At 43.1% G+C, this 25,253-nt stretch carries 26 protein-coding genes; 17 read left to right on the forward strand and 9 right to left on the reverse strand.

The genetic code is table 11. The features are described from left to right. Positions 1-10 precede the first annotated feature (10 nt). From AXE82_RS00685 to lpxA, 4 genes are all read left to right on the forward strand, one after another. Complete coding sequence (locus tag AXE82_RS00685; RefSeq protein ID WP_197931422.1) at positions 11-523, forward strand: OmpH/Skp family outer membrane protein; 513 nt, start codon at positions 11-13, stop codon at positions 521-523. Positions 524-632: 109 nt separating this feature from the next. Next, positions 633-1,685, forward strand: a complete 1,053-nt coding sequence (gene lpxD / locus AXE82_RS00690; protein ID WP_062330280.1) for a UDP-3-O-(3-hydroxymyristoyl)glucosamine N-acyltransferase — start codon at positions 633-635, stop codon at positions 1,683-1,685. A 129-nt stretch (positions 1,686-1,814) separates the two neighbouring features. Continuing rightward, positions 1,815-2,330, forward strand: coding sequence for a 3-hydroxyacyl-ACP dehydratase FabZ (fabZ, locus tag AXE82_RS00695; RefSeq protein WP_050324347.1), 516 nt, complete (start codon positions 1,815-1,817; stop codon positions 2,328-2,330). A 228-nt stretch (positions 2,331-2,558) separates the two neighbouring features. Next, positions 2,559-3,335: an acyl-ACP--UDP-N-acetylglucosamine O-acyltransferase gene (lpxA, locus tag AXE82_RS00700; protein ID WP_007116793.1), complete on the forward strand. Its 777-nt coding sequence runs from the start codon at positions 2,559-2,561 to the stop codon at positions 3,333-3,335. Positions 3,336-3,453: 118 nt separating this feature from the next. Here lpxA and tgt read toward each other — a convergent pair whose 3' ends face one another. From tgt to AXE82_RS00715, 3 genes are read right to left on the reverse strand one after another with little or no spacing between them, the layout of a single operon-like run. Further along, positions 3,454-4,590, reverse strand: a complete 1,137-nt coding sequence (gene tgt / locus AXE82_RS00705) for a tRNA guanosine(34) transglycosylase Tgt (RefSeq protein WP_062330282.1) — start codon at positions 4,588-4,590, stop codon at positions 3,454-3,456. Positions 4,591-4,646: 56 nt separating this feature from the next. After that, on the reverse strand, positions 4,647-5,720 hold the full coding sequence (gene queA / locus AXE82_RS00710) for a tRNA preQ1(34) S-adenosylmethionine ribosyltransferase-isomerase QueA (protein ID WP_062330284.1): 1,074 nt from the start codon (positions 5,718-5,720) through the stop codon (positions 4,647-4,649). Between the two features lie 7 nt (positions 5,721-5,727). Beyond that, positions 5,728-6,309: an acyl-CoA thioesterase gene (locus tag AXE82_RS00715; RefSeq protein WP_062330286.1), complete on the reverse strand. Its 582-nt coding sequence runs from the start codon at positions 6,307-6,309 to the stop codon at positions 5,728-5,730. 115 nt (positions 6,310-6,424) lie between these two features. Between AXE82_RS00715 and AXE82_RS00720 the strand changes: the two genes are divergently transcribed. Further along, entirely contained in the window at positions 6,425-7,003 is a 579-nt protein-coding gene (locus AXE82_RS00720; RefSeq protein WP_062330288.1) for a DUF924 family protein, read from the forward strand. Here the strand turns inward: AXE82_RS00720 and queG are convergent. Beyond that, entirely contained in the window at positions 7,000-8,127 is a 1,128-nt protein-coding gene (gene queG / locus AXE82_RS00725) for a tRNA epoxyqueuosine(34) reductase QueG (protein WP_062330291.1), read from the reverse strand. The two genes, AXE82_RS00720 and queG, sit on opposite strands and share 4 nt — an antisense overlap. Before the next feature lie 70 nt (positions 8,128-8,197). On the opposite strand from queG, the gene AXE82_RS00730 reads away from it, so the two are divergent. Further along, positions 8,198-9,841 carry a bifunctional ADP-dependent NAD(P)H-hydrate dehydratase/NAD(P)H-hydrate epimerase gene (locus tag AXE82_RS00730; RefSeq protein ID WP_062330293.1) on the forward strand — a complete coding sequence of 548 codons (1,644 nt, stop codon included), beginning with the start codon at positions 8,198-8,200 and terminating at the stop codon, positions 9,839-9,841. Positions 9,842-9,969: 128 nt separating this feature from the next. On the opposite strand, the gene AXE82_RS00735 is transcribed toward AXE82_RS00730, so the two are convergent. Then, a complete protein-coding gene (locus AXE82_RS00735; RefSeq protein WP_007116786.1) occupies positions 9,970-10,446 on the reverse strand; it encodes a DUF4124 domain-containing protein in 477 nt (158 codons plus the stop codon). A gap of 754 nt (positions 10,447-11,200) precedes the next feature. Between AXE82_RS00735 and AXE82_RS00740 the strand changes: the two genes are divergently transcribed. From AXE82_RS00740 to AXE82_RS00775, 8 genes are all read left to right on the forward strand, one after another. Beyond that, on the forward strand, positions 11,201-12,916 hold the full coding sequence (locus AXE82_RS00740) for an acetolactate synthase 3 large subunit (protein WP_172460509.1): 1,716 nt from the start codon (positions 11,201-11,203) through the stop codon (positions 12,914-12,916). Next, positions 12,916-13,407: an acetolactate synthase small subunit gene (gene ilvN, locus AXE82_RS00745; RefSeq protein ID WP_007116784.1), complete on the forward strand. Its 492-nt coding sequence runs from the start codon at positions 12,916-12,918 to the stop codon at positions 13,405-13,407. Before AXE82_RS00740 ends, ilvN begins: the two co-directional genes overlap by 1 nt. Before the next feature lie 56 nt (positions 13,408-13,463). Further along, complete coding sequence (ilvC, locus tag AXE82_RS00750) at positions 13,464-14,480, forward strand: ketol-acid reductoisomerase (RefSeq protein WP_062330296.1); 1,017 nt, start codon at positions 13,464-13,466, stop codon at positions 14,478-14,480. A 148-nt stretch (positions 14,481-14,628) separates the two neighbouring features. After that, positions 14,629-15,168: a hypothetical protein gene (locus AXE82_RS00755; RefSeq protein ID WP_147285564.1), complete on the forward strand. Its 540-nt coding sequence runs from the start codon at positions 14,629-14,631 to the stop codon at positions 15,166-15,168. A 211-nt stretch (positions 15,169-15,379) separates the two neighbouring features. Next, complete coding sequence (locus AXE82_RS00760; RefSeq protein ID WP_062330301.1) at positions 15,380-15,592, forward strand: cold-shock protein; 213 nt, start codon at positions 15,380-15,382, stop codon at positions 15,590-15,592. A 467-nt stretch (positions 15,593-16,059) separates the two neighbouring features. Further along, positions 16,060-16,809, forward strand: coding sequence for an electron transfer flavoprotein subunit beta/FixA family protein (locus AXE82_RS00765; RefSeq protein WP_062330303.1), 750 nt, complete (start codon positions 16,060-16,062; stop codon positions 16,807-16,809). Positions 16,810-16,892: 83 nt separating this feature from the next. Next, positions 16,893-17,831 carry an electron transfer flavoprotein subunit alpha/FixB family protein gene (locus AXE82_RS00770; RefSeq protein ID WP_062330305.1) on the forward strand — a complete coding sequence of 313 codons (939 nt, stop codon included), beginning with the start codon at positions 16,893-16,895 and terminating at the stop codon, positions 17,829-17,831. 207 nt (positions 17,832-18,038) lie between these two features. Continuing rightward, complete coding sequence (locus AXE82_RS00775) at positions 18,039-18,674, forward strand: hypothetical protein (protein ID WP_147285563.1); 636 nt, start codon at positions 18,039-18,041, stop codon at positions 18,672-18,674. Between the two features lie 106 nt (positions 18,675-18,780). On the opposite strand, the gene corA is transcribed toward AXE82_RS00775, so the two are convergent. The 3 genes from corA to AXE82_RS00790 form a co-directional block, all read right to left on the reverse strand. After that, complete coding sequence (gene corA / locus AXE82_RS00780; protein ID WP_227713391.1) at positions 18,781-19,941, reverse strand: magnesium/cobalt transporter CorA; 1,161 nt, start codon at positions 19,939-19,941, stop codon at positions 18,781-18,783. 508 nt (positions 19,942-20,449) lie between these two features. Further along, positions 20,450-20,833 carry a DUF2237 family protein gene (locus tag AXE82_RS00785; RefSeq protein ID WP_062330310.1) on the reverse strand — a complete coding sequence of 128 codons (384 nt, stop codon included), beginning with the start codon at positions 20,831-20,833 and terminating at the stop codon, positions 20,450-20,452. Positions 20,834-20,876: 43 nt separating this feature from the next. Next, complete coding sequence (locus AXE82_RS00790) at positions 20,877-21,470, reverse strand: glutathione S-transferase N-terminal domain-containing protein (protein ID WP_062330312.1); 594 nt, start codon at positions 21,468-21,470, stop codon at positions 20,877-20,879. Between the two features lie 303 nt (positions 21,471-21,773). On the opposite strand from AXE82_RS00790, the gene AXE82_RS00795 reads away from it, so the two are divergent. Genes AXE82_RS00795 through AXE82_RS12235 form a run of 3 tightly spaced genes read left to right on the forward strand, consistent with a single transcriptional unit; the run spans position 21,774 to position 24,656 of the window. Next, the gene (locus AXE82_RS00795; RefSeq protein WP_062330314.1) at positions 21,774-23,069 is read left to right on the forward strand and encodes an ATP phosphoribosyltransferase regulatory subunit; all 1,296 of its coding nucleotides are present in this window, start codon (positions 21,774-21,776) and stop codon (positions 23,067-23,069) included. Between the two features lie 57 nt (positions 23,070-23,126). Beyond that, entirely contained in the window at positions 23,127-24,425 is a 1,299-nt protein-coding gene (locus tag AXE82_RS00800; RefSeq protein WP_062330316.1) for an adenylosuccinate synthase, read from the forward strand. 27 nt (positions 24,426-24,452) lie between these two features. Continuing rightward, complete coding sequence (locus tag AXE82_RS12235) at positions 24,453-24,656, forward strand: hypothetical protein (protein ID WP_062330319.1); 204 nt, start codon at positions 24,453-24,455, stop codon at positions 24,654-24,656. 2 nt (positions 24,657-24,658) lie between these two features. Here AXE82_RS12235 and AXE82_RS00810 read toward each other — a convergent pair whose 3' ends face one another. Beyond that, positions 24,659-25,216: a LysE family translocator gene (locus AXE82_RS00810; protein ID WP_455709005.1), complete on the reverse strand. Its 558-nt coding sequence runs from the start codon at positions 25,214-25,216 to the stop codon at positions 24,659-24,661. Positions 25,217-25,253 lie beyond the last annotated feature (37 nt).

Consider the following 25,253-nt stretch of genomic DNA (forward strand, 5'->3'; position numbering starts at 1 on the left):
GTCTATGTATATGAAAATAATCACTCAGTTAGCCACAGCAAGTATTTTAAGTGTATTGGCAATGCCAGTGTTTGCCAATACCGTTGCGGTTTGGAATTCCCAAGTTGCCATTAACAATACTAACATCGCCAAAACCAAAATTGGCGTGGTGCAAGCGGCGGTCAAACCAAAGCAGCAGCAGCTTGATAGCTATAAAGCGACCATTGAGCGTTTGCAAAAACAATATGCCACGCAAAACGCTCAGATGACCCAAGCACAAAAGGATGATTTGCGTAAGCAAATTCAAACCAACCTACAAAATTATGAACAGGTTGCCAGTCAAATCCAGTCCATCATTGATGCCAATGAGGCAGAAGTGATGCAGCGAATTGTCCCCAAAATCCAAGCCATTAAAGAAAATATTGTGCGTCAAAAAAATATTGATGTGCTCATTGATAATCGTGATAGAACGGTTAGTTATGTCAAACCTGAATGGGATGTAACGGCAGATTTTACCAAAGCGATTAACGATCAAGTAAAATAATATTTTTTAAGCTTAGAGGTTTTAGCAAAAACGCAATATTCGACTATTGCGTTTTTTATTTTCTGTGTAAAATTAAGGCAAATTTTAAGCAAACGATTGGAGTAATCAAATGGCGTTCACCCTCACACAAATTTTGGATTTTTTAGCTAGTGACGTCATTGACCAAGGGGATGCGCAAACCGACCAAAATTTGCAGAAACAAATTTCCAAAATCGCTGCCCTTGAGGATGCCACCGACAGCGATATCACGTTTATTGCCAATTCTCTATTTGAATCAAAATTGCAAACCACGGGCGCGGGCGCCGTGCTAGTCCCCGCATCTTTGCAGGAAAAATGCCCAAGCCATAGCGTCGCCATCGTGGTCAAATCACCTTATGCCGCGTATGCCAAACTGACCGCATTGTTTGAACCAACCCAAGCGTATCATCAGACAGTCAACCCTAATTTATCGGACAGTTTGATTCACCCGACTGCCATTTTGGGTAACAATCTGCAGTTGGGCGACAACGTGCGTATTGGGGCGTATAGCCAAATCGGTGATAACTGCGTCATTGCTGATGGCGTTAAAATTGATGCCCAAGTCAATATTCAGCCCAATGTCGTAATTGGCGAAGGTAGTTTAATTGCGCCGCACGTGTACATCGGGCATGATTGTGTACTGGGTAAACATGTCAGCTTGCACAGCCATGCCAGCATTGGCAATGACGGCTTTGGCTTTGCCCCTAGAGGCAGTACAGATGAAGCAGGTTGGCAAAAAATTCACCAATTAGGACGAGTGATACTGGGCGATTATGTCAGCGTAGGCAGCCATACCTGTATCGATCGCGGCGCGCTGAATGATACGGTTATCGGTAATCATGTCATTATCGATAATTTGGTGCAAATTGCCCATAATGTAAAAATTGGTGCTGGCACGGCGATTGCAGCGTGTGTGGGGATTGCTGGCAGTACAGAAATTGGTAAACGCTGCATGATTGGCGGGGCATCAGGTTTTGCAGGTCATATCAAAATTTGTGATGATGTCACGATTACTGGCATGACGATGGTAACCAAATCGATTCACCAACCGGGGGTATATTCTTCAGGCATGCCAGTGATGCCCAATAGCTTATGGAAAAGAGCCTATATTAATTTTAAGCAACTTGGCAAACCAAAAAGTTAATCGTTACCTTTATCCATCAAATAATTTGAGAAAACAACTGTAAACTCAATCTTAAAACCGTTACAATAGCTATTTCTCACAAATCTATTTTTTTGATAAAGACGATTTAAAAGTATAAAGGATATATCCATGGATTTTGATAAGTTGATTGATGAAGACATCGCTGGCCTTGCACAGATTGGGGTGACATTACCTCTCAATGCCGCTGTGTTACGTGATTATCTGCCTCACCGTTATCCTTTTATGCTATTAGACAGAGTCACTGCGGTAAAACCCAATGAATGGATTACCGGTGTTAAAAACATCACCATTAACGAGCCTTTCTTTAATGGTCATTTTCCTGAAGAGCCTATCATGCCAGGCGTGTTAATGATTGAAGCCATGGCGCAGGTAGCGGGTGTGCTAGGTTTTATCAGCAAAAATGTCAAACCTAGAGATGGTTATATTTATCTGTTCGCTGGGGTCGATAAAGTACGTTTTAAACGTCAAGTCATCCCCGGTGATCAGCTCATTTTACGCGCCGAAAAGACCATGGAGCGTCACAGTATCTATAAATTTAGTTGCACAGCGTGCGTGGGTGATGAGTTGGCAGCGAGTGCCGAAATCACCATTGCAGAGCAGCGTACCCAATATCACCAGTCATGACTTTAACATCATTTTTACATGGCTTGAATAAGGCGCGTTTGGGTAAGCTATACCGATAAAATCTGTTTAAGTTAAGCAAAATCCTTGATAAAAATGGCATACTTTAGTAAAAATGCTATAATGTCGTTTTTATTTTAACCTGCTGTTTATAGTTAGCTTTGCCTATGGTCTCAGCTAAACCTGTATTTTTAGTTCTCCTTGAATAGTGGGCTGGTATAAGGATTTTTCATGACGATTCACCCAACGGCGATTATTGATGCCACTGCAACGATACACCCGTCGGTCAAGATAGGGCCGTATTGCATTATTGGTGAACATGTCACAATTGGGGCGCAGACCGTGCTTCACCCCCATGTCGTCATTAGCAAGTTTACCCGTATCGGTGAGCGCAACCAGATTTTTCAATTCGCTAGCATCGGCGAAGACTGCCAAGATCTCAAATACCAAGGCGAGGAGACGTGGCTAGAAATTGGTGATGACAATCGCATTCGCGAAGCCTGTAGCATTCATCGCGGCACGGTACAAGATAAAGGCATCACACGCGTTGGTAGCCGTAATCTGTTTATGGTCAATACCCATATTGCGCATGATTGCGTGATTGGGAGCGACAACATTGTGGCTAATAATGTGGGGATTGCGGGGCATGTCCGCATCGGTAACCATGTGATTGTCGGTGGTAATTCAGGTATTCACCAATTTTGTAGCATTGATGATTATAGTTTGATTGGTGGCGCAAGCTTGATTTTAAAAGATGTTGCGGCTTTTAACATGGTATCGGGTAACCCTGCCAAAAGCCATGGTCTTAATATCGAAGGCATGCGCCGCAAAGGTTGGTCAAAGCAGACTATTGATTATCTGCGACAAGCTTATCGGGTGATTTTCCGTTCAGGATTGACCAAAGAAGAAGCCATTGTCGCGGTGAGCGAGCAACTGTTACCCCAAGAACCTTTGGTACAATTGCTATTGGATTCCCTGATTCATAGTGAACGTGGTTTAGTCAGATAACGTGGTAAGATAAGGTTGTAAGAAAGGATAGCGTTGCTATTTAGCGTATTTTAGCGTATCAACAGCAGCATCTGAAAAGTAAAAAAGAGCCAAATCGGCTCTTTTTTTTAGGTGGTTTTTAGGTCAAATGCAAATCAGATTTTGGTAAGTTTTGCTGCTGATAAAAAGTATCGACAAACGCATCAAACTTATCATCTTCAATAGACTGACGAATATCTGCCATCAAGCGCTGATAGTAACGTAAATTGTGTATGGTGCCCAACTGTGCCGATAGCATTTCATTGCACTTGAACAAATGATGCAAATAGGCGCGGCTAAAATTCTGACAAGTATAACAATCACACGCACTATCAAGCGGACTTTGGTCAAAACGGTGCACCGCATTTTTAATTTTAACGGCGCCAAAAGTGGTGAAATAATGACCGTTTCGTGCATTACGTGTTGGCATCACGCAATCAAACATATCAACACCGCGGCGTACCGCTTCCACGATATCTTCAGGCTTACCCACGCCCATCAGGTATCTGGGCTTGTCGGCGGGCATATCATCGGGTAAGTAATCAAGCACCGCCATCATTTCTTCTTTTGGCTCACCGACTGACAGTCCACCAATGGCATAACCATCAAAGCCAATAGCGAGCAACCCTTCTAGGGATTTTTCGCGAAGGTTGCGATACATACTGCCTTGGATGATACCAAACAAAGCATTCTTGTTACCCAGTTTTTCATGCGCATTTTTACAGCGCTCGCCCCAACGTAGCGATAGGTCAAGCGATGTATCCGCTTCGCTAGGCGTTGCAGGATAGGGCGTGCATTCATCAAACTGCATGACGATGTCTGAGTTCAGTGAATATTGAATTTGCATCGATATTTCGGGGGATAAAAACACCTTTGCGCCATCAATCGGCGAGCGAAAATAGACACCTTCCTCGACGATCTTACGCATTGCACCAAGGCTAAAGACTTGAAAACCGCCGGAATCGGTTAAAATCGGCTTGTTCCAACCGATAAAGTCATGTAAGCCGCCAAATTTGTCAATGACATCGGTCGTTGGGCGCAGCCACAAATGAAAGGTATTTCCTAAGATGATTTCGGCACCGATTTCGTGGATATCCCGCGGCAGCATGCCTTTGACGGTGCCATAAGTACCGACAGGCATAAAGGCAGGGGTTTGCACATCGCCATGAGCGAGATGAACCGTACCACGGCGAGCACGGCTCTCGCCTACAGCGTTTTTATGTAAGGTAAATTGCATAATCTAAAGTTTCTGTAACAAGTTTTTTAAAAGGTTAAAATCATAAAAGGTTGAAATTATACCAGTTTTTCCAACAACATCGCATCACCGTAACTAAAGAAACGATAGCGTTGCTCGATGGCGTGCTGATAAGCCTGTTTGATAGGCTCACTGCCTGCAAACGCTGACACCAGCATCAATAGCGTGGATTTTGGCAAATGAAAATTGGTGATGAGCTTATCAATCACCCCGAACCTAAATGACGGATAAATAAAAATATCGGTGTCACCTGACCAAGCCGATAGCATCGGGTTTTCAAAATTGGCGGTTTTTTGAAACGCCGTTTCTAATACCCGTGTCACCGTGGTACCGACTGCAATCACTTGCCCGCCAAGGGCTTTGGTTTGGTTAATCAAATCGGCAGTCGCTTGGGGCAACTCGGCATATTCTGAGTGCATTTTATGGCGCAAAACATCCTCTGTCTTGACAGGGGCAAATGTGCCTGCACCGACATGCAACGTGACAAAGGCGGTATTAATGCCTTTGGACTTGAAGGCAGCCAATACGTTATCATCAAAATGCAGGCTTGCGGTCGGTGCGGCTACGCTGGCAAGTTTGGTTGGGTCATGAAATACCGTTTGATAGCGGGTTTCGTCATTGTCATCGGCATGGCGCTCAAAATAGGGCGGAATCGGCAGTTCACCATAGTGCTCAAGCACAGGCAAGATCGGCTGGTCAAACGCTAGCAAAAATAAATTGTCCTCACGCCCCATGACCGTGGCATGGATGTTACCATCGGCAAGGCTCAACGTTTGCCCCTCTTTTGGGCTGCGGCTGGCGCGTACATGACACAACGCTGTGTGCTTTTGGCTCATAGTAACATCATCGGGCAAAATACGCTCGACCAATACTTCGACCGCGCCGCCACTGGCTTTTTGCCCAAACAGCCTTGCTTTCATGACCTTGGTGTCATTAAACACCACCAAGTCACCACTATTTAATAGCTCTGGCAAATCCACAAATTGTTGGTCTTTGGGTTGACCATGGGCAGGCAAATACAGCAATCGAGAGGCTGAGCGCACCGCTAACGGATAGCGGGCAATGAGTTCATCGGGCAGTTGATAATCAAAATCATCTAAAGTTAAAGGCATTTATGGGTTACTCGGTGATAGCAGAATCTTTGGCAAGGTGGACATTGGCTTTAGGAAATGGGCGGATTTTATCGGCGTCCGACCAAGCTTTGACCCAGTCATCAGGTGGCATATGGATATCTTTATAATCCAGCGCGCTGAGCACTTGCTCAGTCGGCAAAACCTTGCCAGTCACGATGTTGGTAATACCGGTGCGTAGCAGCGCAGAGCAAGTAGGCTGACCTTTGACCCACATGCTTTGCTCGATGTAAAACCAGCGCTCATCAACAGCTATCAATCGGGTTTTGATGGTGACCTTATCAAATAAACGAACACGCTTACGATATTGGATGGTACTACCAGCGACCACCAGCCCCCAGCGATGCTTGAATAATTTTTTGGCAAGCCCAGAGCGAATGGCAAGATCGTTTCGCCCCAAATCAAACAGCGTAAAAATACGCCCGTTGTTCATTTCAAAAAAATTGTCAATGTCGTTGATATTAGCGGTCAAGGTGATTTCGCTGGTATCGGTTAATTGAAGCGAATGACCTTGCTTTTGTTTAATCGCACTTTTGATGGCATGGGTGCCCAGTCGTAAAAAAGGATACATGGTTGTTCTCAATCTAAATTTGTGCCACATTATAGGTAAATCGCGCTTGTTTAGCAAAATTTGTCACTATCATTACCCGACAAGTCACTATAATTACCCTACAAAAGGAAATCACATGACCATTCAATCACCCCTAGCAGCGCAACCCTTATTAGCGGACGCTAAAAAGGTATTAGATTTTTGGTTGCAGCAAAATACCAAGCCATTTTGGTTTGCCAAAGATGAGAATTTTGATAAAACTGTAACCGCTAAATTTTTAGCCACACTTGAGCAAGCCAAACGAGGCGAGTTGGGGGATTGGCGAACCAGTACAAAAGGGCGATTGGCAGAAATCATTGTATTGGACCAGTTTTCGCGCAATATTTTTCGAGATTCTCCACAGGCTTTTGCCCAAGATGGCATGGCGTTAGTATTGGCACAAGAAATCGTCAAACAGCCAGATTTTGACAAGTTAAATCAAGACGAACGCAATTTTGCTTTAATGCCTTTTATGCATGCAGAATCGGCAAACATTCATCAGCAGGCGTTGCCACTGTTTAAAAAATACGCCAGTGCCGATACGTTAGCATTTGAATATAAGCATCAAGCCATTATTGAAAGATTTGGGCGCTATCCGCACCGCAATGCGATTTTGGGTAGACAATCCAGTGAGGACGAAATTGCCTTCTTACAACAACCCAACTCGTCATTTTAACTTTTATTAAGTTGTTGCTGGATCGCCCAATCAATATGTTCTTGTGTGTTTTCGCTTAGCATGGGGCGTTTTTCTTGCAATTTGTCAATAATTGCTTGGCTAAACGGTGCATTACCCAATGCTACCGCCACATTGCGCATAAAATTGTCGTAGCCCGTGCGGCGAATCGGCGAGCCTTCAGTTTTTGTCAAAAAATCCTGTGCATCCCACGCCCATAACTCAAGTAGTGACACCTCATCTAAACGGTGACGCGGATTAAAATCCTCAATCGTCGCTAATCTGGCAAATTTATTCCAAGGACAAATCAACTGACAATCATCACAGCCAAAAATGCGATTGCCAATTTTTGGGCGAAGTTCTACAGGGATTTTGCCATCTAATTCAATGGTTAAATACGAAATACACAGCCGTGCATCGACATCATAATGCCCGGTGGGTGTTTTGCGGATGGCATGGGTAGGGCACACATGAATACAAGCACGGCAACTGCCACAATGCGATGATATGGTTTCGATTTGCTTTTTATCCTCTGCCAACGGCAAGCTGGTGAATAATTCCCCCAACACAAAAAATGACCCCGCTTGTGGATGAATCAGCAAGGTATGTTTGCCTGTCCAGCCCAAACCTGCTTGCTCAGCCAACGCGCGCTCAAATATAGGCGCGGAGTCGCTAAAGGGACGAAATACAAAGTCGTTGGCATATTGCGGATAATCGGTGGTTAGTTTTTCTTGAATCAGTTTGGCTAGGGTTTTTAGTAACCCTCGCATGGTTTTATGATAATCACGTCCTCGAGCATAGCGGGCAATAATCGCTGAGTTGGGGCGCTCGTTGTCTGGCACACTGCGTTTGGGCGGCGGCGTGACCAGATAATCTAAACGCACGCTAATGATACTTTGCGTCTTGTCAACTAACAGGGCAGGGTTAGCACGTTTATCATGATTGTCTTCAAAAAACAGCATATCCCCATGTTTACCTTGTGCTAGCCAAGTTTGCAACGCGCCAAGCTGTTTGCTAAAGATGGGATTGGCGGGATGGACAAAGCCACAATCAGCAAACCCCAACGCCTTGGCTTGCGCCTTTATCCAGCCCTTGAGAGCATTGAGTTCGTTTGTAGTGTCCAACATGCCAACAACCAGGTAAAATTAAAATGCTATTATAGCAAAATAAACACCTACCACATCATTGGAACATCTTATGCAAAGTAATGCACGGACGGATAAAAATACTGTGATGCAAAACGCCATTGCCTTATATAGCCCCAAACAAATTTATGACATTGAAAAAAACTGGTTTAGCAATAATGACAGTTTTGCCTTAATGCAACAAGCTGCATGGCAACTTGCACACATCATCAAGCAGGAAAGTAGCAATCAAAAAGGCAGTTACCTTCAAAAAAGCAGTCACCCTCAAAAATCGGTATTGGTAGTGGCAGGCGCGGGTAATAATGGCGGCGATGCTTGGTTGGTGGCGCATTATGTGAACAAGCTTTGCCCACATTGGTCAATTACCGTAGTACAAGTCGCAGCGCCTAGCACCGTCGACAGCCAAACAGCAAAGCACCTATACCAGTCAAACTGTGCAAATGCGGCAAAATATTTGACGTTGACAGCATTTTTACAGCCGCTCCATGAGCTTGGTTTAAGCTATCAGTATGATGTGGTGATTGATGGGTTATTGGGGATTGGGCTCGATGGCAAGCCTAGCGGTGATTATCAGACAATCATCAATTGGATTAATCAATACCGCAAGCAAGTTCACGCTTGTCAAGTCATCAGCATCGATGTACCCAGCGGACTTAATGCCGCTACGGGCGAAGTATATGATGATACTGCGATTAAGGCAGACAAGACACTTTGTTTAATTGGGCGAAAAGTCGGACTGCATATCGGCGATAGTAAAGATTATGTTGGCACTGTGATTGATGTGCCTTTGCTCCCTGTTGAGCAATCAAGTATCTTGTTACACACGAAGCTACCTAACTTGCCACAACGTCAGCAGGTGAGCCATAAAGGTACGTATGGTCATGTACTTATCATCGGTGGCAATCGGTTACAGGATGGGCATGGCATGGCAGGGGCGGCGATATTGGCCGCCAGTGCAGCATTGAGCAGTGGTGCAGGCAAAGTCACTGTTGCCTGTCATGGTGATTTTCATTCAGCTATTATCACCGCTTTGCCCAATGCCATGACCGCGGATTTACATAATATCGCTAGCGTCATCGAGCTGATTAACGCGGTGAATGTAGTTGCCATCGGCATGGGTTTGGGTAGAGATAAAGCAACGCTTGATTTATTTAACCAGTATCTTACGGCGATCATACAATCAGAGAAGCTATGTGTCATTGACGCCGATGGTTTATACCATTTGGCAGATTGGGCAGGCACGAGTGACGGTTTAACTGCGCCCATTCAACCACGATTGGGACAGTCGAACCAACGGTTTTATCTAACGCCGCATTCAGCGGAAGCAGGTCGTTTGCTCAATCAACCCTATGCCGACATCGATCGAGACAAAATCAGCGCGATTCGGGCGTTAGCTCACCAATATGGGGGCAATTGGCTTATCAAAGGGGCACAAACGATTGTGCTTGAACGAGACAGCATTGATATTTGCGGCTTGGGTAATGCCGGTATGGCAACCGCTGGCATGGGCGACTGCTTGGCAGGTCTGATGGCGAGCTTATTGGCGCAAGCAATTACCGCACCCATGCTAACCGCCGTGCTCATACATGCCAAAGCGGGTGATACGTTAGCAGAAAAAATGGGTGAATATGCGTTGCAAGCCAATCACATGGCATCGGCAATCGGTGACATCATCCATCAAATCACGCAAGATTAAAATCACGGCAGGTTAACAAGGTTCAATAAAAAAAGGTGAGAATTCACTCACCTTTAACCTTTATATATCTTTAATCTTTACACGCCTTTAACCTTTGATTGAACGCTAAAGTTATATAGCATGCAAAATTATTTACAGTATTGGCTCACTGTTTGCGCGACTTGCTGACGGCGTAGCTCAATTTCACGACCATCTAAATATTTACGTTCACCTTTATTATCCATCTCATAGACGCGCCCGCCTTGGTTTAGATTAGCAAGGGTATTTTGTAAGGCTTTACAGCGCTCCGCATCTTGCTGCTTTTTGAGTTGCTGATTTTGTGCTTCAAGTTCAGCAGCACGTTTTTGATCGGCTGTCAGCGTTGGTGATACACCTGATGCAGCACCTGTGCTATTGCCAGCGGTTGCAGGTGCACGACTACTAGGTCCAAGTTCACGGGTATTAATCACTTGCACTTGTCGCAAATTAACACCATTGGTCGGGGCATATTGGCTATAATGCGGCACACCATTTTTGTCAGTCCACTTGTAGTAAGTGGCTGCATTTGAATTCGCCATAATGAATGGTGATAACATGAGTGATAACAAAAACAGTGGCTTTAACATTGTTTTTCCTATGCAAGAAACGAGAAAATTATGCGATAGCCTATCACAGCTTGATAGCTTTTAGCAGTAAATTTCGACAAGATAATTGTTTAATTTCCTAAAGGTTATTTTCTAAAAACGACTGGCTCAATCAGTCTGAGATTTTAAAGTTTATCAAGCCTTAAAACCAATCCTTAAAATCAAGCCTTAAACGATTCATTTACCTATAACTAAAAGTTATAAATTATAGTAGCTTTTTTTTATTGACAAGTGTTAAAAAAACTCACATCATAAGTCCTCTACTGGTCGTTAGTAACAATTATCGTTGGTTACTAATTGGTAAAATCTAAGCTAATTGGCGCTATCCGCTGATTAGGCTCTACAATTGGATGAGAGCATTTTTTACCGTTGTTGTTGTTTATGAATCTAAAAAAGAATCTAACAACCCTGACTTATCGGTCAACAAAGACAAAAAGTAGCCATCAATTTATACATTACGTAATTTTTGTGATGCTTTCTTTTTTGGTTATCATGCTTTTTGCCCTCGTCTGATTTGTTCACTGTTACCTTATGGCAGTGTTGAAGATTCTTGCTAATCATTTAGCAATTTTTATCTAAAACAACTTCCCAGTATCATTTTTGAAGACGACCATAAAAGGTGATGACAGTGACTCAAACTACCCAAGCTCCCAATATGACGGGAGAAAACCAAACGGCTCACGCTGCACCCAATTTTGACAAAAAAACCGCCAAAGCCTCAGCAGGTGAACCTGTGATGATGTCTGGTGCAGAAATGCTGGTGCAAGCGCTAATTGACGAAGGTGTCGAATACATTTTTGGCTATCCAGGCGGCGCCGTGTTGCATATTTATGATGCCTTGTTCAAACAAGATACCATTGAGCACATCCTCGTGCGTCATGAACAAGCAGCGGGTCATATGGCAGATGCTTATTCCCGTGTGACAGGTCAAACCGGGGTGGTATTGGCGACATCAGGTCCAGGCGCCACCAATACGGTTACCGCCATCGCTACCGCATTTATGGATTCCATTCCGATGGTTGTGATATCAGGTCAGGTGCCTTCAAGCCTCATCGGTGATGATGCGTTCCAAGAAACTGATATGATTGGTGTGTCACGTCCTGTCGTCAAACACAGTTTTCAAGTACGTCATGCCAGTGAAATCCCGGAAATCGTGCGTAAAGCATTTTATATCGCAAGCTCTGGTCGCCCAGGCCCTGTGGTGATTGATGTACCCAAAGACAAAACTGCGCCTAACGAAAAATTCCCTTATCATTTCCCTGAGTCGGTCAGTATGCGTTCTTACCAACCATCGGTTCGCGGTCATTCAGGACAAATTCGTAAAGCCATCGAAACCTTAATTGCAGCCAAACGCCCTGTATTATATTCAGGTGGTGGCGTGATTGCATCAAACGCAAGTGCAGAATTAACCGCATTAGCCCGTTTACTTAATTTGCCGGTAACCAATACTTTGATGGGGCTAGGCGCTTTTCCAGGGTCGGATGAACAGTTTTTAGGTATGCTTGGAATGCATGGTACGTATGAAGCCAATATGACCATGCACAATTCAGATGTAATTTTGGCCGTGGGTGCGCGTTTTGACGACCGTGTGACCAACAATACGCAAAAATTCTGTCCAAACGCTAAAATTATCCATATTGATATCGACCCTGCATCAATCTCAAAAACCATCAACGCACATATCCCGATCGTCGGTGATGTAAAAAATGTGCTAAGCGATATGCTCGCCGTATTAACAGAAAATAACGCACAGCTTGACCAAGCCGCGCTAAATGATTGGTGGGCGCAAATCAATGAATGGCGTAAACGTCATGGTCTACGCTATGACAAAGACGACAGCAATGGCATGAAACCACAGCACGTTGTTGAGCGCTTATACGAGTTAACGCATGGTAAAGCTATCATCACCTCTGATGTGGGTCAGCACCAAATGTTCGCCGCCCTATACTATAAATACGATGAGCCGCGTCAATGGTTAAACTCAGGTGGTTTAGGCACCATGGGGGTAGGGTTGCCTTATGCAATGGCAGCCAAACTTGCTAATCCAGAGCGTGATGTAGTGTGTATCACAGGTGAAGGCTCAATTCAGATGAATATCCAAGAGCTTTCAACTTGCCTACAATATAACTTACCCGTGAAGATTTTAAATCTTAACAATGCCCAGTTGGGTATGGTCAAACAATGGCAAGACATGATTTATGAAGGTCGCCATTCGCACTCTTATATGGATTCATTACCAGATTTTGTCAAACTTGCAGAAGCTTACGGTCATGTCGGTATCCAAATCACTGACCCAGCCAAACTTGATGAACAACTTGCTTATGCCTTATCACTCAAAGATCGATTGGTATTTATCGATGTACTCGTCGATAAAAACGAGCATGTTTATCCAATGCAATTAGCAGGTCAGTCAATGCGTGATATGTGGTTAGCCAAAGGGGAGCGTACCTAATGAAACATTTAATTTCTGTCTTAATGGAAAATGAATCAGGGTCACTGTCTCGTGTGGTTGGCTTATTTTCACAACGTGGCTACAACATCGAGACATTGAACGTCGCGCCAACCGATGACCCGACTTTATCGCGTTTAACCTTGACCACAGATACCGATCAAAATAAGATTGAGCAAGTGACCAAACAGTTGCACAAGCTGATTGAAATCGTTAAAGTAACCACGCTGACCGATAGTGTACATATTGAGCGCGAACTCATGCTGATCAAAGTACGTGCCACGGGTAGCAACCGCGAAGAAGTCAAGCGCTGTGCAGATATCTTCCGTGCAAGTATTGTTGATATCACGCCCAATGTCTATACCATTCAAATTGTCGGTGACACCGCAAAATTGGACGGCTTTATCGAATTGATGGGACGTGAACGCATTTTAGAGGTGGTACGTTCTGGTGTTATTGGTATCGCTCGAGGTGAAAAAATCCTCAGCGTCTAAATTTACCAACCTTTTAATCTTTTAATAGTAGTTGTTTTTTACACAAGGAAATAGTTATGAACATTTTTTATGATAAAGATTGTGATCTATCAATCATCCAAGGCAAAAAAGTTGCGATTATCGGCTATGGCTCACAAGGTCACGCCCACGCATTGAACCTAAAAGACAGCGGTGTTGATGTCACCGTAGGGCTGCGCAAAGATTCATCATCTTGGAAAAAAGCAGAAAATGCCGGTCTAAAAGTGGCTGAAGTAGAAGAAGCCGTCAAGCAAGCTGACTTAGTCATGATTTTGACCCCTGATGAATTCCAAAAACAACTCTACAATGACGTGATTGAGCCAAACATCAAACAAGGCGCCACGCTTGCATTTGCCCATGGCTTCTCAATCCATTACAACCAAGTGGTACCACGCAAAGACCTAGATGTCATCATGATTGCGCCAAAAGCACCGGGTCATACCGTGCGTAACGAATTTGCCACAGGCGGCGGTATTCCTGACTTAATCGCCGTTTACCAAGATGCCTCTGGTCAAGCCAAACAAGTGGCGTTATCTTACGCGATGGGCATCGGCGGCGGTCGTTCAGGTATCATCGAGACAACGTTTAAAGACGAAACTGAAACTGACCTATTTGGTGAGCAAGCGGTACTGTGTGGTGGTGCGGTTGAGCTGGTCAAAATGGGCTTTGAAACCTTGGTTGAAGCAGGTTATGCCCCAGAAATGGCTTACTTTGAATGTCTGCACGAATTAAAATTGATTGTAGACTTGATGTACCAAGGCGGTATTGCTGATATGAACTACTCAATCAGTAACAACGCAGAATACGGTGAATACGTAACAGGTCTAGAAGTTATTAACGACCAATCACGTGAAGCGATGCGTAATGCACTAAAACGTATTCAATCAGGCGAATATGCAAAAATGTTTATCGCTGAAGGTATGTCAAATTATCCATCAATGACAGCGCGCCGCCGTCAAACCGCTGAGCACGAAATCGAAAAAACAGGTGCCAAACTTCGCGGTATGATGCCTTGGATTACCTCAAGCAAAATCATCGACAAAGAGAAAAACTAGTTTTTCACCCCGTTAGTTTTGCCGATGGCATCATGCCCAATTGGTAAAAACAATAAAATGACAATAACCCTGCGCTGTGTAAAGTTACATAGACAGGGTTTTTTAGTATAAAATAATGGGCATCGATATAAAGTTTATGAGATTTGTTTTGAATATAGCGTCTGTTTGGCAGTTGTCCACTGCAACTTTGTTACACACTTTTAGCGGCATAAGTTCTTTGCCTGCATTGGCAAATCCTTTGAATCACCTGATGGGGGATAGCTATACGTTAAATTGGCAAGCAATTTATCTGGTCGGTACGCTAATTGTCGCGCTACTGATTGCGTATGAATCCATTGTTTTGAAGAAAAACTTAGGAAAACTGCCGAAATCGACGTTATTTAATGTGAGCTCCATATTAGAAACTGTGTGGCTCATGGTATCTGTGGTTGCCGTATATTATGGCGGATTTAGTAGCATCGCCAAAGTCGTGCCATTTGCCTATATTTTGTATAGCATATTTGGTTGGATTTATGGGTTTTATCTACTTAAAGATCAGGCGGGCGATATTAAAGATGTCGATGACATGAGTATGCCCATCAAATATATGGACTACAGCCTATCATTTTCACTGGTGATTACTGTGACTAGTATTGCGATATTTATCAACATGTTGATGAACGGTGTAATCGCCTTTAATGTAGCTTAATAAAGTCAATTTAAATCCCTTGTTAATTGTAACTTTGTGGTAAAAAATTCAAAAAATAGTAGGTGAAACGCTAAAACTAGGCTATACTGTCATTATTCGCTAAAATACACTTAACAAACTTTTGGCGATGACAATTTATAACACCCTGTATTTACCTAGGTAATTGCAAGCGTTATAGATAACATAGTTAATTTTTAATGTAGGATTTTTTATGTCAGATAAAGCTACTGGTACTGTAAAATGGTTCAATGAGAGCAAAGGCTTCGGCTTCATCGCTCAAGACAATGGCGGTCAAGACGTTTTTGCTCATTACAGTGCAATCGAAGGTTCAGGTTTTAAAACACTTAAAGAAGGTCAACGTGTGAGCTTCGTATTGAGCCAAGGTCAAAAAGGCCCACAAGCCGAACAAATTGAAGCACAATAATAATAACTACAAGCTTAATTGTTTGTTTATTAACTGCTTATCTTAATTAGCTTGCAATAAAGAAAAACAACCAGACGATAGGTTGTTTTTTTTATGCGCGTTTGTTTTGTGTTTAATGTTTATATCAAGCACAAGACATTGTATGTTGAATATTTAGTTAAAAAATTTCCCTAATTATTTTAGTTATGATATATTCGAAAAATTCAAGAATTTTTGATGTTTTCCAACCATTTTTTTATGACTTAAAATTCATAGGATTTTCTTGATTTGTTGGGTAAGTTATCGCAACATATATTATTAACGAAGATAATGGGTATTGTGAGTATTCACAGTATAAGTATTCTTTTTAGCTTGCCAAGTTGGCTCACCAAGCTTTAAGTTAAGAAGAATAGGATGTTTATTTTATCATGACTGGGGATACTTGGATTTATCCTCCTTTTTTAATTCATATAACAAACGAGGAACGTATGAAAGCATTAGTTGCTGTTAAACGTGTAGTTGACTATAACGTAAAAGTTCGTGTAAAAGCGGACAACACTGGTGTTGACTTAACCAATGTTAAAATGTCTATAAACCCATTTGATGAGATTGCTGTGGAAGAAGCTGTACGCCTAAAAGAAGCGGGCGTGGTCTCTGAAATTGTTGTTGTATCTATCGGACCTAAAGAAGCACAAGAACAAATCCGTGGTGCAATGGCACTGGGTGCAGATCGTGGTATTTTAGTTGAAACTACCGACACTGTACGTCCGCTACAAGTCGCAAAAATTTTAAAAGCGATTGCACAAGCTGAAGCTGCTGACATCATTTTACTAGGCAAACAAGCGATTGATGATGACAACAACCAAACAGGTCAAATGTTAGCGGCATTACTAGACGTGGGTCAAGCAACCTTTGCATCACAAGTAAAAGTCGACGGTGGCAGTGTCAACGTAACACGTGAAATCGATGGCGGCTTACAAACCGTTCAGCTATCATTGCCTGCGGTCATCACCACTGATTTACGTTTAAATGAACCACGTTATGCCAAACTGCCTAACATCATGAAAGCGAAGAAAAAACCATTAGAAGAGAAAAAACCAGAAGATTATGGTGTTTCTACCGCTAGTAACATTCAAATCGTAAAAGTGACGCCACCTGCAGAACGTAAAGCGGGTGTTAAAGTTAAATCGGTTGACGAGTTAGTCGATAAATTAAGAAACGAAGCTAAAGTTATCTAATTATTAGTTATCTAATCATTTAACTACCTTCAATTTAATTCGTCATTTAACGATAGCGATTATCAAATATTAAGGAAAATCTCATGGCAATTTTAGTATATGCAGAACATGATAATAAAGAGCTGAAAAAAGCAACCCTCAACACCGTAACGGCAGCAAGCAAAATCGGTGGCGATATCGTTGTATTAGTTGCAGGTCTTGGCTGTGAAGCCGTGGCAGAACAAGCCGCTAAAGTAGCGGGTGTTTCAAAGGTGCTTTGCGCAAATAACGCTGCTTTTGAACACCAGCTGGCTGAAAACGTTGCTAAACTCGTGGTATCGCTGGCAGGTGATTATAGCCATATCGTTGCACCAGCAACAACAACGGGTAAAAACTTCTTACCACGCGTTGCCGCTTTGTTAGACGTAAATATGCTAACTGATGTGACCGCTGTGATTGATGCAGAGACATTTGAACGTCCAATCTACGCAGGCAATGCTATTGCAACCGTTAAAGATACTGAAAGCAAAAAAGTCATCACAGTTCGTACCACTGCATTTGATGCAGCGCCAGCAGAAGGCGGCGCAGCCAGCATAGAACAAGTAAGCGTAGGTGAAGATGCAGATGCAGGTAAATCAAAATTTGTCAGTGAAGAGTTAGCAAAATCTGATCGTCCAGAATTAACTGCTGCAGAAATTGTTGTATCGGGTGGTCGTGCATTAGGCAGCGGTGAAAACTTCACCAAATATATTGAGCCACTCGCTGATAAACTAGGCGCTGCGATGGGTGCATCACGTGCCGCAGTTGACGCAGGTTATGTGCCAAACGACCTACAAGTGGGTCAAACAGGTAAAATTGTTGCGCCAAACCTATACATTGCCGCAGGTATCTCAGGTGCCATTCAGCATTTGGCAGGTATGAAAGATTCAAAAGTTATCGTTGCCATCAACAATGACCCAGAAGCACCAATCTCTCAAGTGGCTGATTATTTCCTAGAAGGTGATATTTTTACAGTCTTGCCAGAACTAACTAGCAAATTGTAATTGCCGCTATCATCAGCTACTAAGCGATAAATATATAGGCGATAAATATAAAAAAACCTCATGCTTTTTGAGGTTTTTTTATTTGCTATTTACTGGCTAAGCACTGACTTAATTATCGCTAAAAGTATATTGATTGTTGTATAGCGACTAGGTAATATAATAAAAATTGTGGGATTTAATTGATAGTAAATTTTCTGGGAATAAATTGTGAAAATGGATTTAAAAAAATTCCGTACAGAGATGCAGCAGCTGCTTAGCGAGCAGCAACTAGACAATGTGAAAGTACGTCCCTTTATCTGTTCAGGGTCCCCCCTTAATTGCAAAATCATGATGGTCGGCTACAATCCGGCTCGAGAAGTTAATTTAGACGTGTTTGATGCAAGTATTTGGCATGATGATATAGGGTTTGATCGTGAATCGTTTGCTGAGCATTATGACATCGCGAGCTACAATGATGATTTACAGTGGAATCGCAACCATATATTTCAGCAAAATTTGATTGATGAAATCTCAAATCATCCTGTGATTGAAACTTATCTTTATAGTGTTATCACCCCTAAAAAAACTCTATTAAGCCCCCAGCATAAACACACCCATTTATTTGATTGGCTATATGGTATTCTCAAACCTGTTTTAATCATTACCCAAAATATGGATGTCATTAAATATTTTGAGCGAGAAGCCAATAAAACTCTTGTGAGAAATACATTTAACGCCATTACTTATCGCGATTTACACTGTGTGATTTTGCCCATCAGCCATTTATCCAAAAAATGGAATGACACCGAAATGTACCATTTGAAAGCAGAAATTGATGAGCTGTTTAACTTAATAGATGTATAGACAATTATTGGTCATTGATAAATTAATAGCGCAATAAAAAAAGCTTAATAGCATTATCTATTAAGCTTTTATGGTTAAAGTCTATGATTAAAGTCTATCGGTAAAGTTACAACCAACCTGACTTCTTAAATCGATAGTAAAGCGTGAAACAAATGGTCAAAATAACGGCTAATAAGACATAGTAGGCATAATGCATTTTTAGTTCAGGCATATTTTCAAAGTTCATCCCATAAATCCCTGCGACCGCGGTCGGAACCGCGAGGATACCTGCCCAAGCGGCAAGTTTTCGTACCACATCATTCTGACCCGTATTTACCACTGCCATGTAAGTATCCATGGCAACACTGAGCATTTCGTTGAGTCCATTGACCGCATCGAGCGCACGCAGTAGATGGTCATTGACGTCGCGAAAATACGGTTTGGCTTGGCTAGGGAAACTTGGAATCAAATCAGTCTTTTTATGATTGATAAAAAAATTACAGATATCTTGTACGGGCAAGATGACAGCACGCATATGTACGAGCTGTGATTTTAATTCATACAAATTGCGCAGTGTATGCTTGTTAAAGTTTTCAGAGAAAATTTCCCGTTCTTGCTCGCGCAAATAACGCCCTAATTTTTCAGTGATAGGTAAATAGTTATCGACGATAAAGTCTAAGATGGCATGCAGCACAAAGATGGGTCCAAGGCGCAATTTTTCTGGTCGGCGATGACAAAAATCTCGCACACTTTGGTAGCTATGAGAGGCACCTTGACGAATAGTGATGATATATTGCTTGCCCATAAAGATGGCCGTAGTGCCATAACGAATGGTGTTTTCGGTCAATTTGGCGGTTCGTACCACCACGAACACACTATCATTACCATAGCTTTCAACTTTGGCGCGTTGATGTTCAGCAAAAGCATCTTCAATGGCAAGTTCGTGCAAGTCAAATGCCTCTTGAACTTCTCGAATGGTTTCGATACTTGGGTCATGCAGTCCTACCCAAACAAATACGTTGTTGTTGGATAATTCGCGGCGCACATCATCAAGTTCAATCTCGCCGATTTTTTCCCCAGATTTACGAGAGTAGGCGAAGCAGTTGGCAATCTCATTTTTCCCTTTAAAGCGATCTTCGGTGATTTCAGCTTCAGGGTTGTACTCAGGGGGTGGTACATCGGTCGGTGCATAGACTTCGACAGTGCCGTCATCGTCATAATTTTCGCCATAGATATAACTATCATCACCGTGCAAATCGAGTTCTTCATCAGTGATTTCATCATACATGACATCCGCATTGGCAAGGGTAAAAGAATCCGTCGACATATCATGTGGCGGATTAAGTGTTGAGGCTAACGGCAGCGTGACGTGCTGGGTCGTCTGAGTGGGGTGCTCTAATAAATCGTCGCTGCGTTCAGATAAATTTTTGTTTTGGTGGGGTGGCGTCATAACCAAAAACCTCGCTATCACGATTTGAAAGAGTTGTATCAGATCGAATAAATGTGTCCAGTCGTTATCAAAGTACTTAAAAGGTAGCAACCACAAAACAGCAAGTAAACATCAAAGTAGGCAAATGCGCCTGTGTGTTCTTGCTATTTTGTAACTCTCAGTGATTTTTAAACGAATAAAAAAAGAAGTCATGCATTAACAATGCAATCATACGGCTAAAATTAGATGGATAATGATAACAGTGAAAAATGACAATCTCAAGATAATTATACGTGACAAGACCGCTAAAACCTAGTTGAATCTAGTTAACCATGCACTTAGCAACGGGCATTTTTTCACTATCGCCTTAAATAGCATACTGCTGCAGTGTCTCTATATCTACTAACTCTAAGAGACTCTCATGGCATGCGGCAAGCTTTAGCGGCGGCGCAACCCCTGCATCCAATGCTTCCACCCAGCGCAGGGCGCACACGCACCAAAAATCATTGGGCTGCAGCCCTGGAAAACCAAATTCGGGTAAAGGGGTCACCAAATCATTGCCCTTGGCAACAGAAAATTCCAAGAATTCTCGGGTCATTTTGGCGCAAACCGTGTGTAGGCCGATGTCACCAGCACCGGTATGACAAAAACCATTTCGATAATAACCTGTTAACGGGTCGAAACAGCAACTCGCTAGTGCGGTACCCAGTACATTGGTTTGGTTTAATTCAGCTTTTGGATGATAGGACATAATAAGCTCTTTTAATGTTTTAATGGGTTAGATGAATGATTGGTTAAAGTTGAGAGATAGCGGTTGGTAGTTTTTCTAAAGCAGTGCTTTGAGTTTTTTGCATAAAATCTCGCTGACAAAATTGCTCGAGTGCCACTTTGTTTGCCTCAGTGACTGCCTTGTCAAACACCCCAGCCAAACGTAATTTTAAATACCCTAAGGCAATGCCAAAGAAGATTTGGCCGAGCGCATCGCTTTGTGCATCGAGCTGTGGTGCATTGGGCAGTAAATTCGACAATAGACTGGTAGAGCGCTCAATAAATGGATGAGGGGTAGCGCTTGATGGCTGAAAGCGCTCGGTGGCAAAGGCGCGAACAGTTTGGTTGATAATGCCGAGGCTCAGGCTCGTTAAAGCGGCAGATTTTTCATCAGTGAAAATTTGCGGCATCAGATGCGCCAAAATCACACTGCTTTCGGTGATGAGTAATTGATTATCGGTGAGCAGGGCAGGTACTTGGCTAAAAGGGTTGACCGCTAATAATTCTTGTGGGTTTTCCCAAGGCATGACAAATATAAGCTTAGCATCAATTTGCTGGCGTAAACAGGCGACCATCACGAGACGGGAAAAAGGGGAAGTAGTTGAGACAAAGAGTTTCATGGGTAAATTGGATTTCCCTATAATGATTGCATGGCTGTAAGTTTCAATAAATAAATTTCAATAAAATTTTATAGCAGTTTAGCATAAAAAATTGGGCAATAAAAAAATGCCTAAGCCCAGTGAAGCTATGATACAATGAAAAGGAAAAGTGCCCTTATTTTTATTCTTAGCATTTTATTTTTGTAAGTGCCTTTCTCATCGATTATTCTATGATTTTACATGGTAATTCATGGTCTATGTTTTCATATGGCCGCTTGTTGTCATGTCTAGTGATATATCATTTAATCATCCTTAGGATTTATTGTGTCAAATTTAGCATCAAATTCCACCAATGTGGCAAATCAGTCTGCTTTTTATCTTAATACAAAAAATACTTGGCTATTACCCGATGGGGTTGTCGATTTACTGTCAACCGAAGCGGTAAAGCAAGAAACCCTGCGTTATCAATTGACCCGTATTTTAATCAGCCATGGCTATGAATTTATTAGCCCGCCTATGATTGAATATACCGAAAGCTTGCTCGGCTATGCGTCTGAAGATGTTAAATTACAAACTTTTAAAATCATTGATCAGCTAACCGGTCGGCTCATGGGGGTACGCGCAGATATCACCCCACAAATTGCGCGGATTGATGCGCGGCTACACAATAATCAAGACACTAGTAACCCATCAAAATCAATTTCCCGCTATTGTTATGCCGGGCATGTAATCTATACCATGCCAAAGGGCTTATTTGGTTCGCGTACCCCGCTACAGTTGGGCGCTGAGATTTTTGGTACCGACTCACTAGCCAGTGAAGTAGAATTATTAGATGTGCTATTTACCTTGTTAGATAGCACAGATGTGATTGCACGCTCACATATTGATATCGGTCATGTGGCGATTTTTCAGCAGCTTTGCCAGCTTGCTGGTGTACCTACGCATCTGCAAGAAAAACTCATTGAGCTCTATGCTAATAAAGCGTTACCCGAGCTGAAACTTTTGACCAGTAAAATGAGCCAGTTTGGCGAGCTTGCCAACGATTTTTATGTGCTTGGCGAGGCAGGTAATGACTTGCAAAAACTGAGCGAACGACTGTCAACTCAAGCCAAACACGATGCTATCATTGCCAAAGCCTTGTCTGATTTGACTTATTTGGTGAGCTATCTTGAAGAGCGCTGGGATGCCAATGTCAGTGTCGATGTCACAGGATTGGGATATCACTATCATACAGGTGTTGTCTTTAATGTGTACGTGGCAGATGAGTCATTGCCGCTGATTCGTGGTGGTCGCTTTAGCAATCATTTTCATCATGAAGTTGATAATACCGATGCCGTGCGTTCGGGCGTTGGGTTTAGCTGCGAGCTAAACCGTTGGCAAAATCATATCCAAGTACATGAGCAGCCTTTTACCGTGGTGCCTTATAGCCATGTACGAACTATTTTACATGTACCCAATCATCCGGATGCGCCAGCGCTCAAACAAGCGATTGACTCACTACGCCAAGAAGGGCATCGGGTGATTATTGCGCTGGATGAGACCGATGAACCTGAGCAAACCACCCATCGCTTGCAAGTAGCGAATGGGGTTTGGTACTTAGAGCATTTGGCAGAAAATTAATTTTTAAGCTGTTGTAAACTTGTTTTTAGTAATTACTCTGATAAAAGGTGACTTATCATGAAACATACGGGAAAAAACGTCGTTGTCCTTGGTAGCCAGTGGGGCGATGAGGGTAAAGGCAAAATCGTTGACTTATTGACTGAAAAAGCCAGTGCTGTGGCGCGCTATCAAGGCGGTCATAATGCCGGTCACACTTTAGTCGTTGGCGGTAAAAAAACCGTATTACATTTGATTCCATCGGGTATTCTACGTGAGGGTGTCACTTGCTACATCGGTAATGGCGTGGTGCTAGCCCCAGACGCGCTATTAAAAGAAATGCAATCACTGGTTGAAGCAGGTGTGCCTGTGCGTGAGCGCCTGCGTATTTCACCCAACTGCCCACTGATCATGCCACAGCATGTAGCGCTTGACCAAGCCCGTGAAATCAAACGCGGCAACAACAAAATTGGCACGACCGGTCGTGGTATCGGCCCTGCCTACGAAGATAAAGTAGCGCGCCGTGCATTGCGTTTTGCTGACTTGTTGCGGGCTGGCTTCGCCGATAAACTAAAAACCAACCTTGAGTTTCATAACTTTGCCTTGACCCAATATTATGGGGTGGACGCAGTTGATTTTGATGCGACCTTAAAGTTGGCAGAAGAATGGCGTGATGCGCTAAAAGACTTGGTGGCTGATGTGACGGGCGAGCTTGACAAGCTATGCAAAGAAGGCAAAAACTTAATGTTTGAAGGCGCGCAAGGTACCTTGCTTGACGTTGACCATGGCACTTATCCCTTTGTTACCAGCTCAAATACCACCGCTGGTGGCGTGGCAACGGGTACCGGTCTTGGACCCTTGTACTTTGACTACGTATTGGGTATCACCAAAGCTTACACCACGCGCGTGGGGGCAGGTCCTTTCCCAACTGAGCTATTTGATGATATCGGTGAGCACATCGGTACTGTGGGTCAAGAATTTGGTGCTACCACGGGTCGTGCCCGTCGTTGTGGTTGGTTTGATGCAGCGATTCTACGCCGTGCTGTGGTACTAAACTCATTATCAGGTATCTGCTTGACCAAGCTTGATGTGTTAGATGACCTCGAACAGCTCAATATCTGCACAGGTTATGAGTTGCCAAGTGGTGAAGTTTGCGGCGCTAGCGATGCGGAGTTCTACGAGAATGTCAAACCCATCTATGAAACTTTGCCAGGCTGGAAAACGAGCACTGTGGGTGTGACAGAGTATGACAAGCTACCTGAAAATGCCAAAGCTTATATCAAACGCATTGAGCAGCTTATCGAGTGTCCTGTTGACATTATCTCAACAGGTCCTGACCGTGCCGAAACCATCGTGCTACGCGACCCATACGATGCCTAACCCTTATTCATCAAAAAACCCGATGTGATGTCGGGTTTTTTATCGCGCGCTTGGTTTGGTCGGGATGCCTTAGACTTTACCTATTTTTGGCAATTTTTGGTGGGCTCATGGCTTGGTACCCGACTGCGCCATAAAATCCGTTTAGACTGGCTAGAAAAAATCCTGCCGTATCTACTCACCCTCATAGCGCTCAAATTGATTGTTGATATCGCCCGCCAGTATTTTTTTTGAACCTAATGCCAAAAAATCTCAGTGATAAGCGCCATCGCAATGATGATAAATATCAAGCCACATAAGCGATTAAGCCACATCAAGCGATTGCCCAATTGCAGCCAATCCGACAGTTTTTTGCCACTCATGGTATAAACCAGCTGCCACGTTATCTCAATCATAAAAAAGCCCACCGTGAGCATGAGGTATTGCGGCAGTAAAGGCGCGGAAAAATTGATAAATTTGGGGAAAAATGCGGCAAAAAACAAAATTGCCTTGGGGTTCGACAACGACACCCAAACCCCTGTTTTAAACAGTTGCGCGGGGGTCGGTATCACCTGTAACTGGTTACTGTGCAATTCGCTGTCAGCTTGGCGCCAAGATTTTATGCCAAGATAGGCTAAATACAGCGCACCCACGACTTTGATAATGGTCAGCAAAAAAGGCGCGTTGGTACTGATAAGCCCTAGCCCTAACAGTGACGTTGTCAATAATATAAATAAACCCATGCTCAGCCCTGCTAACGTCCACAGGGTTTTTTTGATGCCATAATTGACACCAAATTGGAACGCTAACAGCATATTAGAGCCAGGCGCTGCTGAGATAAGGCAAGTACTG

This window comes from Moraxella osloensis (assembly GCF_001553955.1).
GTDB classification, from domain to species: domain Bacteria; phylum Pseudomonadota; class Gammaproteobacteria; order Pseudomonadales; family Moraxellaceae; genus Faucicola; species Faucicola osloensis.

Excerpts from the sequence above, each read along its gene's own strand:
- AXE82_RS00785 (WP_062330310.1), bottom strand. The coding sequence starts at position 20,833 with ATGTCCTATCATCCAAAAGCTGAATTAAACCAAACCAATGTACTGGGT.
- AXE82_RS00715 (WP_062330286.1), bottom strand. The coding sequence starts at position 6,309 with ATGTATCCTTTTTTACGACTGGGCACCCATGCCATCAAAAGTGCGATT.
- AXE82_RS12235 (WP_062330319.1), top strand. The coding sequence starts at position 24,453 with ATGTCGGGTTTTTTATCGCGCGCTTGGTTTGGTCGGGATGCCTTAGAC.
- AXE82_RS00810 (WP_455709005.1), bottom strand. The coding sequence starts at position 25,216 with ATGCTGTTAGCGTTCCAATTTGGTGTCAATTATGGCATCAAAAAAACC.
- AXE82_RS00800 (WP_062330316.1), top strand. The coding sequence starts at position 23,127 with ATGAAACATACGGGAAAAAACGTCGTTGTCCTTGGTAGCCAGTGGGGC.
- AXE82_RS00735 (WP_007116786.1), bottom strand. The coding sequence starts at position 10,446 with ATGTTAAAGCCACTGTTTTTGTTATCACTCATGTTATCACCATTCATT.
- ilvN (WP_007116784.1), top strand. The coding sequence starts at position 12,916 with ATGAAACATTTAATTTCTGTCTTAATGGAAAATGAATCAGGGTCACTG.
- lpxA (WP_007116793.1), top strand. The coding sequence starts at position 2,559 with ATGACGATTCACCCAACGGCGATTATTGATGCCACTGCAACGATACAC.
- AXE82_RS00790 (WP_062330312.1), bottom strand. The coding sequence starts at position 21,470 with ATGAAACTCTTTGTCTCAACTACTTCCCCTTTTTCCCGTCTCGTGATG.
- lpxD (WP_062330280.1), top strand. The coding sequence starts at position 633 with ATGGCGTTCACCCTCACACAAATTTTGGATTTTTTAGCTAGTGACGTC.
- fabZ (WP_050324347.1), top strand. The coding sequence starts at position 1,815 with ATGGATTTTGATAAGTTGATTGATGAAGACATCGCTGGCCTTGCACAG.
- AXE82_RS00720 (WP_062330288.1), top strand. The coding sequence starts at position 6,425 with ATGACCATTCAATCACCCCTAGCAGCGCAACCCTTATTAGCGGACGCT.
- queA (WP_062330284.1), bottom strand. The coding sequence starts at position 5,720 with ATGCCTTTAACTTTAGATGATTTTGATTATCAACTGCCCGATGAACTC.
- AXE82_RS00730 (WP_062330293.1), top strand. The coding sequence starts at position 8,198 with ATGCAAAGTAATGCACGGACGGATAAAAATACTGTGATGCAAAACGCC.
- AXE82_RS00760 (WP_062330301.1), top strand. The coding sequence starts at position 15,380 with ATGTCAGATAAAGCTACTGGTACTGTAAAATGGTTCAATGAGAGCAAA.
- tgt (WP_062330282.1), bottom strand. The coding sequence starts at position 4,590 with ATGCAATTTACCTTACATAAAAACGCTGTAGGCGAGAGCCGTGCTCGC.
- ilvC (WP_062330296.1), top strand. The coding sequence starts at position 13,464 with ATGAACATTTTTTATGATAAAGATTGTGATCTATCAATCATCCAAGGC.
- AXE82_RS00685 (WP_197931422.1), top strand. The coding sequence starts at position 11 with ATGAAAATAATCACTCAGTTAGCCACAGCAAGTATTTTAAGTGTATTG.
- AXE82_RS00765 (WP_062330303.1), top strand. The coding sequence starts at position 16,060 with ATGAAAGCATTAGTTGCTGTTAAACGTGTAGTTGACTATAACGTAAAA.
- queG (WP_062330291.1), bottom strand. The coding sequence starts at position 8,127 with ATGTTGGACACTACAAACGAACTCAATGCTCTCAAGGGCTGGATAAAG.
- corA (WP_227713391.1), bottom strand. The coding sequence starts at position 19,941 with ATGTATGATGAAATCACTGATGAAGAACTCGATTTGCACGGTGATGAT.
- AXE82_RS00740 (WP_172460509.1), top strand. The coding sequence starts at position 11,201 with ATGATGTCTGGTGCAGAAATGCTGGTGCAAGCGCTAATTGACGAAGGT.
- AXE82_RS00770 (WP_062330305.1), top strand. The coding sequence starts at position 16,893 with ATGGCAATTTTAGTATATGCAGAACATGATAATAAAGAGCTGAAAAAA.